This is a genomic window from Streptomyces sp. NPDC040622 (genome assembly GCF_055593965.1).
The window spans coordinates 1-13,147 of record NZ_JBVIXD010000008.1; the positions used below are offsets into that span (position 1 = coordinate 1).

Sequence of the window (13,147 nt, forward strand, 5' to 3'; positions counted from 1 at the left end):
CCGGGCATGACGATGTTCCGCATGCCGATCTTCGTGTGGAACGTGCTGCTGACCGCGGTCCTGGTCCTGCTGGCCTTCCCGGTCCTGGCCGCCGCACTGTTCGCCCTGGAGGCGGACCGGAAATTCGGCGCCCACGTCTTCGACGCCGCCAACGGCGGCGCCTTGCTCTGGCAACACCTCTTCTGGTTCTTCGGCCATCCAGAGGTGTACATCATCGCGCTGCCCTTCTTCGGCATCATCTCCGAGGTCATCCCGGTCTTCTCCCGCAAGCCGATGTTCGGCTACATGGGTCTGATCGGCGCGACGATCGCCATCGCGGGCCTGTCCGTGACGGTGTGGGCGCACCACATGTACGTCACCGGCGGCGTGCTGTTGCCGTTCTTCTCCTTCATGACGTTCCTCATCGCCGTGCCGACAGGCGTGAAGTTCTTCAACTGGATCGGCACGATGTGGAAGGGGTCACTGAGTTTCGAGACCCCGATGCTGTGGGCGGTCGGCTTCCTGATCACCTTCACCTTCGGCGGTCTGACGGGTGTCATCCTGGCCTCGCCGCCGATGGACTTCCACGTCTCGGAGTCCTACTTCGTGGTCGCGCACTTCCACTACGTCGTCTTCGGCACCGTGGTCTTCGCGATGTTCTCCGGCTTCCACTTCTGGTGGCCGAAGTTCACCGGCAAGATGCTCGACGAGAAGCTCGGCAAGATCACCTTCTGGACGCTCTTTGTCGGCTTCCACGGCACCTTCCTCGTCCAGCACTGGCTGGGCACGAACGGAATGCTCCGGCGGGTGCCGGACTACCTGGCCGTGGAGGGCTTCACGACGCTCAACACCGTCTCGACGATCTTCTCCTTCCTCCTCGGCCTCTCGTTCCTGCCGTTCTTCTACAACATCTGGAAGACGGCCAAGTACGGCAAGAAGGTCGAGGTCGACGACCCGTGGGGCTACGGCCGCTCCCTGGAGTGGGCGACGTCCTGCCCGCCGCCGCGCCACAACTTCGAGGCGCTGCCGCGCATCCGCTCGGAATCGCCGGCGTTCGACCTGCACCACCCCGAGATCGCCGCGGCCGAGCAGCGGGCCCTGCGATGACGGCGATGGACGACCGCGCCGTGCACGGGCCGGCCTTCATCAACGAGATCGAGGGCCATCTCCTCGTCGAGGCGGCCCGCGCCGACGGCCGCACGGCGGCCCGGCACTTCACCCACCGGCTCCCCTGGCTGACCGACACTCAGCGGGAGGAGGTGGAACGGCTCTACACCGAGGAACACCTCTCACTCACCCGGCACGGCTGGCAGCACATCGCCCGCCGCGGCCACCAACTGCGCGCCGAGTACGAGGAGACGTACCGCGCGCTGCGGCAGCGTCTCGTCCTCGGGGGCCTGTTGGGCGCTCTGTCGGTCATCACCCTGACCGTCACGGTCCTGGCCACGGGCACGGCAGGCGGCTAGGACCTGCCCGGACGCCCCTGTGACGCCCGCGTCCGCCCGCTGTCCCTGGTCATCACGGCAGGGGCAGCGGGCGGCGTCCGGTGCTGGTCCTCCCGGCCGTGCAGGCCGGGAGGACCAGCACCGACCCACTTCCAGCTCGTCGGTCAGCCCGCCACCCTGCCTAGGGAGCAGCGGTGGTGACGTCCACGTCCGTGATGGCCTGGTCGGAATGCCGCGCCCCCGTCAGCACCTGGTCCTGTCCGGTGTCGCCGAGGAGGTAGCGGCGGAAGAAGGCGCGGAGGTACGTGGCGGTGACATGGCGCTGCTGCGGCTCGGTCAACTGCCTGGCCGGCGCCGCACTCTCACGGTCGGTGCACTGCCGGGGATGTCCTTCCACCGGCATGGCGTCGTCGGAGGCCGCGACCTGACGGCTCCGCGGCGACCACTGCGTGTTGAAGTAGTTGTGGTTCGCCCCGTGGATCGCGAACCGATAGAAGCCACTCCGGTTCCCCTTGGCCGCGTCGGCCGCGAACCAGAGCGCCTCACCGCCGACCTGCCCGTCGCATGTTCCCCGGAAGGCGGAAAAGGGGGTCTTGGTGATCGTGTAGTTGGACATGTCCTCCGTCATCACGTTGTAGGCGGGCGCCAATGCCGCCACGGCCTTGACGTCGACACCCTTGGGCCACTGCCCGCGATGGCTGTCGGCCGCCTGCCAGGTGACGCCGGCTCCTGCCCTGGAATGCCCCATGATCCCCACGTTGCCCATGTCCACGTGATGGGCGAAGCCGACGCGTCGCGGCGCTCCGGTCGCCGGGTCGGTGAACTTCCCGGCGAGCTCACCCTTGTTCCTGGAGCTGAGCTCTTGCCACATGCGCAGCTGCCGGTTGAGGAGATCAGCCCGCGCGGCAGCGTTGTCATCCCCCCACACGGAGGAGGCGTTGATGCCGTTGGCGCCGACCGAGACCACGACGAAGCCCTGACCGGCCAGCCTGCGGCCCAGGTAGTCGTATCCGCGCTCGCTGGGCAGGACGGGTGTCCCCGACGCGCACGGCCAGGCTGACAGCTTGGCGTTGGCGGCTTCGTACGCGGCGTCGTCACCATCGCGCTCGGCAGCTGTGCGCGCTGCCTCTGCCTTCCGGTCGGCGCAGGTGTCGTGCAGCCCGTGCATCATCACGATCAGCGGATGCCGCCCCGTGCCCAGGTCGGCGGGGTAGTGCACCACACCGGCCAACTCGACCGGCTCACCCGTCTGCGGCAGACGCCAGGCAGTGTCCCCCAAGTCGTAGCGGACCGTCTTCGTGGCCCCGGAGGAAGGCACCGGGCTCCGTCCCGGCACCTCGCCCGCTCCCACGGCGCCCGCTGCGGACGTATACGTGGAAGCGGCTGCGGCCACGGACAGCGCCGCCGCCGACAGCCCCAGCAGGCGAACCGGAACCCGCGTGCGCTTGTGTCGCTTCAACATCTCTCCATTCGTCGGTACGGGGCCCGGGTCGGAGCGTGCGATGCCCGCTCACGGCCATCGCCCCAGGGGCTGAACTGGCTGCTTCCCTCAACGGGAGGCGTCGTAGGAATGCGCCACGAACGCGATGACCCGGTCCTGCAACGCGGCCCCGGAGGCACCGGCCCGCTTGATCATGTCTGTTCCGTGGAAGCCGCTCTTGTTGATGACGAGTTCCTTCTTGCGGGCGGCGGAGGCCGCGTAGACCTCACGGACCTGCTTCTCCACCGCGCCTTCCATGTCACCGGGCGACACCACCAACAGCGTCGGAACCCTCAGCTTCCGCACCGCCGCCACCCCATCGGCCCCGAGACACCGGGCAGGCGAGGACATCATCAGAAGGCCCACGACTCGCAGGGGCGTGTCCACGCCGGCGACAGCTGCCGTCGTACCGCCACACGACGCGCCCGCCAAGAACACCCTCGTGGCACCGGCACGGCGCAGTTCAGCCAGTCCGGCCCGGGCATCGCGGTCGGTGTGCTCGTTGTCGGCCAAACGCTCGGACGCACCGTGATTGCGGTACTCGGGGATCACCACGTGGTAGCCGCGCTTCGCCAACCGCCGCCCGATGTCGACGAACGAGCAGATGCTGTAGCCCTGCTCGTGATCCAGCAGAACACCCTCGGGCCCCTCCCCCAGGACCAGCGCCGACAGATGTACCCCGTCACTGGTCGTCAGCGTGGTGGCCTTGCTCCTCAGATCCTTCGGCACGCACGTGTTGACGAGATGTCCCCGAGCCGTGCGCACGGTCCGGTCGGGCCAACTCGGCTTGTACGAGACCGGCTTATGGTCCGGCGGCGGCGCGGGAGCACTGCGCCCCGTCCCGGACGGCTCCGACGCGGGGGACGTCGATGCCCCCGCCGCCGCATCACGCGCCGGCTTGTCGGCCGGGCCCGAACATCCCGATACCAGCCCCAGACAGCCCAGCACGGCAGCGGCGACAACTCTGACTCTCAGCACGGTCTTCCTCGGATCTCACCTGCACGTCGGTGTGCCGCACACACGCAAGGCACACACGTTCCGCGCCAGGACGGAACTTCCCTCCACGACCTGACAGACGTGTGGACCTGTCCGAGGTTGCAGGACGCTGCCGACGATCCACATCCCGGAGGGCTGGTGGACGGGCCGGGCCACAGCTGCACGCTCAGAACGCGCGGTGAACTGCAACCTGTGGACACCCCGCACGTCTTTCCCTGTAGAGGGCATCCTCTGAAAGCCTCGAACCGCTCGATTCATTCGACAGGTAATTGACCCCCATGCCAGAAAACACCCGCCGGGACACCGGCTGCGGCACCCTCTTGCTGTCCCTCCGGCGCCCCGGATCGGATGACCGCCGACAAGCACTCCGTCAGGACGTCACCACGCCGTCGGCTGGGGAAGGGCTCTGATGGCTGCCGTTCTCACCTGCGGAGGTTCCGTACCGCGCAGCCGGTGGCGATGGCTTCTGGCCCGCCTCTCCCAGGGCGGGAGGAGAACCGGCCTCAAGGGCCGGTCATCCGTCACAGCGTCGGACGAAGTCGACACGCTGTACCGCCACCGCAGACTCGATCTCGTGCGCCTGGCCGTCCTCCTGGTCGACGACGTCCCCACGGCCGAGGACGTCGTCCAGGAAGCCTTCGCGGGCCTCTACCGACGGCACGGCAGCACGCTCGACAGCATCGCCGACCCCGAAGCCTACGTACGGCGCAGCGTGGTCAACACCTCCCGGGATGTCCTGCGCAGGAGGCGCACCGTGCGCGCGTACGTCCCCCCGCGCATCCTCCCCGCACCACCACCGGAAGAAGAGATCCTCCTCAAGGAGGAACACCAGGAAGTGCTGCGCGCACTGAGACTGCTCACCGTGCGCCAGCGGGAGGTCCTCGTCCTCAGGTACTGGTCGAACATGTCCGAAGCGGACATCGCAGCGACCCTGGGCCTGTCCCGGGGGGCAGTGAAATCCACGGCGAGCCGGGCGCTCACGGCTCTGGCCAGAAAACTGGAGGAGATGCCATGACAGCCGTCGAGGACCGTCTTCGCGCCGCACTGCACGCCCGCGCCGGCCAAGTCACCACCCTCCGCCCGGCCTCCCCACCATCGACCCGCGCACGGTTGGTCACCCACCCCGGACTGCGCAAGGCCGCGGTGGTCCTTCTGGCCGCAGTACTGGCAGCCGTCCTCCTCGTGCTGCCACGGCTCCTCTCACGGAACGACTCATCAGTCCCCGCCGACACTCCCCCACCAGCCAGCCCGAGCGACAGCACGTCACCTTCACCCGCCCCTTCCCCGCCGGACGAGGTGCCCAGACCCATCGCACCGTAGAACGATGACAGCGCCGACAAGCCCTAGGCGGTGAGCGCGCCCCTGTCCCGCAGCATCGGCACCACGTGGTCCCGTACGGCCGGGGCGAGGTGCAGGCCGGACTCGTGGCCGGACGTCCAGCGCAGCCGGGACAGTTCGGCCGCCTGTTCGGGGGTCCGGGCGATGCGGGCCTCGAAGACCGTCATCCGCATGGGAACGCCCTCCAAGGCCGCGACGGCTTCGACGTCCGCCAGGAAGCGGGGCTCCAGGGGCTCGACACCCAGCTCCTCGTCCAACTCCCGTACCAGCGCCCGCATCGGGGACTCGCCCGCGTCGGGCTTCCCGCCGGGGAGGTAGAGGACGTCCGGCGCCGCCTGCTTGCTGACGACCAGGAGGCGGCCCTCCCGGACGATCGCGGCGGCCACGACGACCAGGGGTGTCACGGGCTCCGGCACGCTCACTCGCTTCATGCACACGATGCTGTCAGCCGTACGGGGCCGCCCTGCTCGCGTGGCCGTCAGCGTGCCGCGTACGCGTGCGTGGCGAAGTCGGCGAACGAGCGGGGAGCGCGGCCCGTGACGCGTTCCACCGCCGGGCTCGTACGGTCCTCGGCACCCGACGCGATCGCCTCGTCCATGCCGGCGAGCATCTCGGCGTACGCCACCGGCATGCCGGTGGCGGCGAGCCGGTCCCGCAGCGCCGCGCCGGACACGGACCGGTGCGCGACCGGGCGGCCCGTGACACGGGAGAGCACCGCGGCGACCTCGGCGTAACTGAGCGCCCCGGGGCCGGTGATGAGGTGCGCCGTGTTGTGCGGGCGTGCGTCCGTCAGGGCCCGCACGGCGACCTCGGCGATGTCCCCGGCGTCGACGAACGCGACGCGGCCGTCACCGGTGGCGGTCACGATCTCACCGCGCTCGCGGACGCTGTCGGCGTGCGGGTGGCCTCCGGTGAAGTTCTGCATGAACCAGGAGGGCCGGAGCACCGCCCACTCCGGGAACCGCTCACGGACGGCGCGGTGCACCTCCCCCACTCCGGCGTCCGACTCGGCGATGGCCGACGAACCGAGCAGCACCACCCGGTCGACTCCCGCACGCCGCGCCCGGTCAAGGAACGGCAGCACGCGCGCGGCGGGGTCCGTGGCGGCCACGGGCGGCAGGAGATAGAGGCGGCGCACTCCGTCGAGCGCCGGCCCGTGGGTCGTGGTGTCGTCCCAGTCGAAGCGTGCCGTCTCGACGAGTGCCGTGGGGTCGGGCCGTCGGCCGGCGGAACGGACCGGGTGGCCCGACCCGGCCAGGCGGGCCACGATGCGGCTGCCGGTCGTTCCGGTGCCGCCGGTCACCAGGATCCTCTCGCCGCTCATCGGCCGGCTCCCGCGAACGGCGCGTCGGTTCCGCCGGCGATCTCCAGGGCGGTCAGCGGGTTCCAGTAGTCGCGGTAGTGGGTGATCAGTCCGTCCTTGGCGGTGACGACCACGATGTACGACATCTCGAAGGGTCGGCCGGTGCTCACCGAGCGTCCCTCGGAGCGCATCTCGACGATGACGACGTCGGGGTCCTCGGTGCGGTGGATCTCGACATAGGGGATGGCGGCGAGGTCCATGTGCTCGGGAAAGACGGTCATGTAGGCGCGCACCGCGTCCTTGCCGTCGAGTCGGCGCGGGGCGCCGGGCGGGGCGAAGGGGAACTCGAAGACGCCGTCCTCGGCCACCAGGTCCACCCACCCCTCGAAGTCCTTCGCCAGGAGCAGCTCGACGCCGCGCCGGAAGATGTCCTCGGGCGTGCCGCCCGGTGCGGTCGTGTTCGTCGTGTTCGTCGCGTTCGTCGTGTTCGTCATGGTGATGTCTTCCAGGAGTCTGTGTCCGGCCCGCGCTACGATACGGACCAGCGGTCCGGATCGACTATACGGACCGGCAGTCCGTTTTTCTAGTGGAGACCCCGTGACGCCACCGCCCCCGCGCAGGGAACGAGCCGACGCGCAGCGCAATCGCGAGGCCGTACTGGCCGCCGCCGACCGCCTGTTCACCGAGCGCGGCACCCCCGACCGCGTGTCCATGGACGACATCGCGGCTGCCGCGGGGGTCGGCAAGGGCACACTCTTCCGTCGGTTCGGCGACCGCGCGGGCCTGGTCAAGGCACTCGTCGAGCAGCGCACGGAACAGCTGCGGGCCGACGTCACCTCCGGCCCCCCGCCCCTGGGCCCGGGCTCGCCCGCCGACCGACGCGCCCTCGCGCTCCTGGACGCCCTGCTGCGTCTGAAGCTGGACACGCGTCCGCTCATGCTCGCTCTGGAGAGCGCGGGCAAAGGCAGCCCGTACCAGAACGACACCTACATGCTCTGGCACGCCGAGCTCACCGCCCTGCTCACCGAGGCCCGTGGCGAGCAGGACGCCGACTTCCTCGCGCACGCTCTCCTGGCGGCCGTACGCAGCGACCTCATCGAGCACCTGTGCGCGAACGGCACCCCGCCGCGGCAGATCCACGACGGGGTGGCCGCCCTCGCCCGGGCGACGCTGGCGGGCGGCGGCACGCAGGGCCGGTCCACGAGTGGTCCGTGACCGCGGACCCCGCCCGCCCGCGGTCCTCGCTCAGCCCGTGAACCGGAGCGTGACCTCCCGCGAGGCGTTTCCGTACGCGTCCACCGCCCGTACCCGCGCCACTTGGCGTGTGCCGGCCTCCGTGGCGGGCAGCGGGATGTCCAGGGCGCCGGGACGCGGCATGAAGTAGTACTCGGCGAGGACCTTCGTCGAGAGCACCTTCGCGCCGGTCGAGGTGTTCTCGACGTCGATCCGGTAGTGGTGCACCATCTGGTCGTCGCGCGCCTGCCGCACGCGCAGCACCCTGCCCTTCGTGCCGTCGGCGGGGCGCCGGCGCTCCCCCGCGCTCAGGCTGAGCGGGCGCCGGACGGTGAACTCCGGCGCGTTCGTGTTGCGGCGGGCATCCGTGTACGTGAAGCCGTTCTTGATCTGCTGGGGGCTGTCCCCCTCCAGGCGTACCGTCCATGTCGGCCCGCTGAGGGTGCCCGCGCTGGCGTACGGGGGCTGCCAGTTGGCCGACCACTGGCCGCCGGTGTAGATGTCGTGCCGGTCCGCCGCCATGTTGACGCGGGCGATCTCCGTGCGGTCGCGGTACACCTCGACGAAGAGAGCCTGCGCGGTCGGGGCCTCGAAGCGGTCCGCGAGCCCCGTCTCCGTGACCGCCTGGTAGCCGTGGTCCATCTCGACGTACGACATCGATCCGTCGTTGACGGCGGTGAAGTCCCGCTGGTGGACGGAGCGTTCGTCGTTGATGTTCAGGTGCGAGTGGCCGGAGAAGTACACCACCTGCGGGTACGCGCTCAGGTCCTCGGTGAGCCGGGGGTTCGACGCCTGCTGGCCGTCCATCGCGGTGCCGGGGGCGGGACGGTGGCCCTGGACGAGGACGGGCGTGTGCGCGTTCGCCGGGTCCTCGGTGAGCTCGGCCAGCCGCTTCTTGAGCCAGGCGCGCTGCGCGAGGTCGGAGTTGTACGTCTCCGTGTTCACGGTGAACACGTGCAGACCGCGCACGGTCGACTCGTAGTACCCGCCGCCGGAGTCGGGGAACCAGGAGCGGGGGTAGTGGGCGCGGATGTCGGCCAGGCCCGCGTCGTGGTTGCCGAGGGAGAGCAGGACCTGGGTGTCGTCCATGCCCTTGCGCGCGAGGTTGGCGCGGAAGATCTCGGAGACGATGCGGTGGTCGCCGCCGCGGCCGTCCCCGTTGTCGTTGATCATGTCGCCGTTGGAGAGGATCGCGTCGGGCTCGGGGAAGACCGATCCGATGGTGTCGAAGAAGCTCTCGTACTTCTTGTCGTTGTTCCGGTGGTCGCCTATGTGCACGTCGGACATGACGACGAGCCGCGCGAGAGGCTTCTCCGCGCTCTTCACGAGATAGCCGGCCGACACAGGCACACTCGCCCGGCCGGCGCGGAACGCGACAGCGGTGACGTTGGTGTCCTTCGTGATGCGCAACGGTCGGCCCGGCACGAAGACGCGTCCGGAGCGCGTGGGCGTGGTGCCGTCCAGGGTGTAACGGATCGTGGTGCCGCGCCCGGCGCGCAGCGTCAGGGAGACGGGCCGCTCGTAGCGGCCGCCGGCGCTGCTGAAGGCAGGGGCCGCGGGGATGGCGTGCGCGGAGCGGGCCCCGGCGGCGGGCGTCGGGGCGGTCGCGTGGGCGGCGGCCGGGAACAGCAGCGCCAGGGACGCGGCGGTGAACACGAAGGGGGTGCGTCTCACGAGGGGTCCTTGCCTCTGGCCGGGCCTTCGGTGCGTGCCGCCCGGCGTGAACTCCGGTGACAGTAGGCACCTTGGGTGAGGTAACGAGGCCAGACCAGTTGCCGTCCGGTGACTCGCCCGTGAACCGCTCCTCCTCCCCCTCCACCCCGGACATCCGTAAGAGGGTCTCACGCACATTATTGACGTTCACCGACGCTCGATGTTAGAACTTATAACGAACACGAAAGCACATAACAACGTGGATCGCGGTGGAGGTCGCCATGAACGCCGAAGCACTCGTCGAGGTCGTACTGCCGGGCAAGGTGGAGCCCGAGGGACTGGAGATCCGGCACGGAGCCGTACCGGTCGCGGGCCCGGGGCAGGTCCTGATCCGGATGGAGGCGACCGGGGTGTCGTTCGCCGAGCAGCAGATGCGGCGCGGCCGGTACTACGACCAGCCCCCGTTCCCCTTCGTCCCCGGCTACGACCTGGTGGGCACGGTGCTGGCCACCGGCGAGGGCGTCGAAGCACGACTGATGGGCACGAGGGTCGCCGCACTGGTGAAGGTGGGCGGCTGGGCCAGCCACGTGCTGGTCGACGCGGCGGACGTGGTGGAGGTGCCGGAGGGGATGGGCGCCGCGGAGGCGGAGACCCTGGTGGTGAACGGCGTCACCGCCTGGCAGATGCTCCACCGCAAGGCGCGGGTCCGGGCGGGGCAGACCGTCGTGGTGCACGGGGCCAACGGCGGCGTCGGTTCCGTCCTGGTCCAGCTCGCGCAGGCGGCAGGCGTGACGGTGATCGGCACGGCCTCCCCGCGCCACCATGAGGCCCTCCGGGAGCGCGGAGTCACGCCCGTCGACTACCGGGGCGACGTCGCCCCGCGGATCCGCGAGCTCGCCCCCGCAGGGGTGGCCGCCGTCTTCGACCACATCGGCGGGCGCGGCATCGTCGGCTCGTGGCGGCTGCTCGCGCCCGGCGGCACGCTCGTCTCGTACGGCAGCGCCTCCACCCGTGACGACGAGGGGTCCAAGCAGTGGCCCGTGCTCAAGCTGCTCGGCCGGGTGTGGCTGTGGAACGCGCTGCCCAACCGCCGCCGGGCCTGCTTCTTCAACGTCTGGGCGGGGAAGGCCCTGGCCAGGAACCGGTTCCGGGCCAGGCTGCGCGCCGACCTGACCGAGGTCTTCGCCGCCGCCCGGCGCGGCGAGGTCACCGCGCAGATCGCCGCCCAGGTGCCGCTCGGGCGCGCCGCCGAGGCGCTGCGTCTTGCCGAGTCCGGCACCGTCGCGGGCAAGGTCGTCCTCACCCCGTGACGGGTCGGGCCGACCGAGCCTCCTGCCAGACGTGCCCGTCCCACTCCTGCCCGTCCAGCCATGCCCGCAGCTCCGCGACCTCGTCGGCGTCGAGCAGCACGGGATCGACGGTCGTCCGCAGCTGGTGCGCCACCCCGGATTCCCGCAGGAGCCGCAGGCTGCGCAGGGCGGGAGCGGCGCTGTTGCGGGCGCCGGTGACACGGTCGTACGCGGGCGGGGCCGCCTTGACGTCGAACCCCACCCAGTCGACGAGCCCGCCCTCCAGCAGCTCGGCGAAGCGGCGGGGAAAGGCGCCTCCCGTGTGCAGGGCGACCCCGAACCCGAGGTCGCGCACCTGCCGCACGGCCGTCGCGAGCCCTGTCTGCAGCAGCGGTTCGCCGCCGGAGAAGACGACCCCGTCCAACAGGCCCGTGCGGCGGGCGAGATGGGCGGTGACTTGCGCCCAGGTGACGGGCGCCCGGCCGCGCGGGTCGAGGAGTGCGGGGTTGTGGCAGTAGCCGCAGCGCCAGGGGCAGCCCTGGCAGAACACCGTGGCGACCAGACGTCCCGGCCAGTCGCAGGTCGACAGGCGGGCCAGGCCGCCGACGCGGATCACGCCGCCGCTTCCCGGAACGGAACGCGTTCGGCGTGTTCCCCCTTCTTGCCGATGTTGAAGGAGGAGACGGGCCGGTGGTAGCCCATGACGCGCGTCCACACCTCGCACACGCCGCCGCACGTCGGGCAGGTGGAGTGCTCGCCCGCCAGATAACCGTGCTCCGGGCAGATCGAGAAGGTCGGGGTGACCGTCAGACAGAGCAGGGAGAACCGTTCCACCGCCCGGCGCACGAGAGTGCGGCAGGCCTCGGCATCGGAGAGCCGCTCGGACATGTACAGATGCAGGACGGTACCGCCGGTGTACTGGGTCTGCAGTTCGTCCTGCATCTCCAGGGCCTCGAAGGGATCGTCGGTCCATCCGACCGGCAGCTGCGAGGAGTTGGTGTAGTACGGATTGCTGTCCGTACCGGCCTGGAGGATCCCCGGGAAGCGGCGCCGGTCCTCCTTGGCGAACCGGTAGGTGGTTCCCTCCGCCGGGGTGGCCTCCATGTTGTAAAGGTGACCCGTCCGCTCCTGGAACTCCACCATCCGCGTCCGTACGTGGGTGAGCAGGCGCAGCGCGAGGGCGTGTCCCTCGGACGAGGTGATGTCATGGGCGTCGTGCGTGAAGTTGCGGATCATCTCGTTGATCCCGTTCACGCCGATGGTGGAGAAGTGGTTGCGCAGGGTGCCGAGGTAGCGCTTGGTGTACGGATAGAGGCCGCCGTCGATCAGGGCCTGGACAGTGACCCGTTTGATCTCCAGGCTGTCCCGGGCGAGCCCGAGCAGCCGGTCGAGAGCGCCGAAGAGTCCCGCCTCGTCCCCGGCGTGCAGATGGCCGAGCCGGGCGCAGTTGAGGGTGACCACCCCGAGGGAACCGGTCTCGGCGCTGCCGAACAGACCGTTGCCGCGTTTGAGCAGTTCCGTGAGGTCCAGCTGGAGGCGGCAGCACATCGAGCGGATCTGGTGCGGTGACAGGTCGGAGTTGACGAAGTTCTGGAAGTACGGCAGCCCGTACTTCGCGGTCATCACGAAAAGCCGCTCGGCGTTCTCGCTCTCCCAGGGGAAGTCCGCGGTGATGTTGTAGGTCGGGATGGGGAAGGTGAAGACCCGCCCGGTCGCGTCGCCGGCCGTCATCACCTCGATGTACGCCCGGTTGATCAGGTCCATCTCCGCCTGGAGCTCCCCGTACGCGAAGTCCGTCTCGCGGCCTCCGATGACCGGTATCTCCTCGCGCAGGTCGGGCGGGCACGTCCAGTCGAAGGTGAGGTTGGTGAAGGGCGTCTGGGTGCCCCAGCGGGACGGCACGTTGAGGTTGTGCACCAACTCCTGCACGCCCTGGCGGACTTCGGCGTACGTCAGGGAGTCCTTGCGCACGAAGGGGGCCATGTAGGTGTCGAAGGAGCTGAACGCCTGGGCGCCCGCCCACTCGTTCTGCAGCGTGCCGAGGAAGTTCACGATCTGGCCGACGGCGGAGGAGAAGTGCCGGGGCGGGGCGGAGTCGATCTGGCCGGGGACACCGTTGAACCCTTCGGTGAGCAGCGTGCGCAGCGACCAGCCCGCGCAGTAGCCGGACAGCATGTCCAGGTCGTGGATGTGCAGGTCGCCCTCGCGGTGGGCCAGGCCGACGGCCTCGGGGTAGACCTGGTCCAGCCAGTAGTTGGCGACGATCTTCCCCGCCGCGTTGAGGATCAGTCCGCCCAGTGAATAACCCTGGTTCGCGTTGGCGTTGACCCGCCAGTCGCTGCGGTCCAGATACTCGGTCACCGAGTCCACGGCGTCGATCTGCGTCACGTCGGCCCTCCCACGAGGCAGTACGGAGATGAGTCCTCACCGC

The 13,147-nt window shown here is 70.0% G+C and carries 13 protein-coding genes; 5 read left to right on the forward strand and 8 right to left on the reverse strand.

What is annotated here, in order from left to right; translation table 11 throughout:
• Positions 1-1,086: cytochrome c oxidase subunit I (locus ACZ592_RS23205; RefSeq protein ID WP_471583518.1), on the forward strand; the 1,086-nt coding region annotated here is incomplete at its 5' end.
• Positions 1,087-1,091: 5 nt separating this feature from the next.
• Complete coding sequence (locus tag ACZ592_RS23210; RefSeq protein ID WP_471583519.1) at positions 1,092-1,445, forward strand: hypothetical protein; 354 nt, start codon at positions 1,092-1,094, stop codon at positions 1,443-1,445.
• 160 nt (positions 1,446-1,605) lie between these two features.
• On the opposite strand, the gene ACZ592_RS23215 is transcribed toward ACZ592_RS23210, so the two are convergent.
• Both ACZ592_RS23215 and ACZ592_RS23220 read right to left on the reverse strand, forming a co-directional pair.
• Entirely contained in the window at positions 1,606-2,742 is a 1,137-nt protein-coding gene (locus tag ACZ592_RS23215; RefSeq protein ID WP_471583520.1) for an alpha/beta hydrolase, read from the reverse strand.
• A gap of 231 nt (positions 2,743-2,973) precedes the next feature.
• The gene (locus ACZ592_RS23220) at positions 2,974-3,633 is read right to left on the reverse strand and encodes an alpha/beta hydrolase (RefSeq protein WP_471583521.1); all 660 of its coding nucleotides are present in this window, start codon (positions 3,631-3,633) and stop codon (positions 2,974-2,976) included.
• 676 nt (positions 3,634-4,309) lie between these two features.
• Here ACZ592_RS23220 and ACZ592_RS23225 point away from each other — a divergent pair.
• Positions 4,310-4,915 carry a SigE family RNA polymerase sigma factor gene (locus ACZ592_RS23225; protein ID WP_471583522.1) on the forward strand — a complete coding sequence of 202 codons (606 nt, stop codon included), beginning with the start codon at positions 4,310-4,312 and terminating at the stop codon, positions 4,913-4,915.
• Between the two features lie 328 nt (positions 4,916-5,243).
• Here the strand turns inward: ACZ592_RS23225 and ACZ592_RS23230 are convergent, their stop codons facing one another.
• From ACZ592_RS23230 to ACZ592_RS23240, 3 genes are read right to left on the reverse strand one after another with little or no spacing between them, the layout of a single operon-like run.
• Positions 5,244-5,669 carry an NUDIX hydrolase gene (locus ACZ592_RS23230; RefSeq protein ID WP_471583523.1) on the reverse strand — a complete coding sequence of 142 codons (426 nt, stop codon included), beginning with the start codon at positions 5,667-5,669 and terminating at the stop codon, positions 5,244-5,246.
• A gap of 47 nt (positions 5,670-5,716) precedes the next feature.
• On the reverse strand, positions 5,717-6,562 hold the full coding sequence (locus ACZ592_RS23235) for an NmrA family NAD(P)-binding protein (RefSeq protein WP_471583524.1): 846 nt from the start codon (positions 6,560-6,562) through the stop codon (positions 5,717-5,719).
• Positions 6,559-7,035 carry a nuclear transport factor 2 family protein gene (locus ACZ592_RS23240; RefSeq protein ID WP_471583525.1) on the reverse strand — a complete coding sequence of 159 codons (477 nt, stop codon included), beginning with the start codon at positions 7,033-7,035 and terminating at the stop codon, positions 6,559-6,561. Before ACZ592_RS23240 ends, ACZ592_RS23235 begins: the two co-directional genes overlap by 4 nt.
• 103 nt (positions 7,036-7,138) lie before the next feature.
• Here ACZ592_RS23240 and ACZ592_RS23245 point away from each other — a divergent pair, with 103 nt between their 5' ends.
• A complete protein-coding gene (locus tag ACZ592_RS23245) occupies positions 7,139-7,756 on the forward strand; it encodes a TetR/AcrR family transcriptional regulator (RefSeq protein WP_471583526.1) in 618 nt (205 codons plus the stop codon).
• A gap of 30 nt (positions 7,757-7,786) precedes the next feature.
• Here the strand turns inward: ACZ592_RS23245 and ACZ592_RS23250 are convergent, their stop codons facing one another.
• Complete coding sequence (locus tag ACZ592_RS23250; protein ID WP_471583527.1) at positions 7,787-9,448, reverse strand: metallophosphoesterase; 1,662 nt, start codon at positions 9,446-9,448, stop codon at positions 7,787-7,789.
• A 260-nt stretch (positions 9,449-9,708) separates the two neighbouring features.
• On the opposite strand from ACZ592_RS23250, the gene ACZ592_RS23255 reads away from it, so the two are divergent.
• Positions 9,709-10,737: a medium chain dehydrogenase/reductase family protein gene (locus ACZ592_RS23255; protein WP_471583528.1), complete on the forward strand. Its 1,029-nt coding sequence runs from the start codon at positions 9,709-9,711 to the stop codon at positions 10,735-10,737.
• On the opposite strand, the gene ACZ592_RS23260 is transcribed toward ACZ592_RS23255, so the two are convergent.
• The gene (locus ACZ592_RS23260; protein WP_471583529.1) at positions 10,727-11,332 is read right to left on the reverse strand and encodes an anaerobic ribonucleoside-triphosphate reductase activating protein; all 606 of its coding nucleotides are present in this window, start codon (positions 11,330-11,332) and stop codon (positions 10,727-10,729) included. The genes ACZ592_RS23255 and ACZ592_RS23260 overlap by 11 nt on opposite strands.
• Positions 11,329-13,104, reverse strand: a complete 1,776-nt coding sequence (locus ACZ592_RS23265; RefSeq protein ID WP_471583530.1) for a ribonucleoside triphosphate reductase — start codon at positions 13,102-13,104, stop codon at positions 11,329-11,331. The genes ACZ592_RS23260 and ACZ592_RS23265 overlap by 4 nt, the downstream gene beginning before the upstream one ends.
• Between the last annotated feature and the right edge of the window lie 43 nt (positions 13,105-13,147).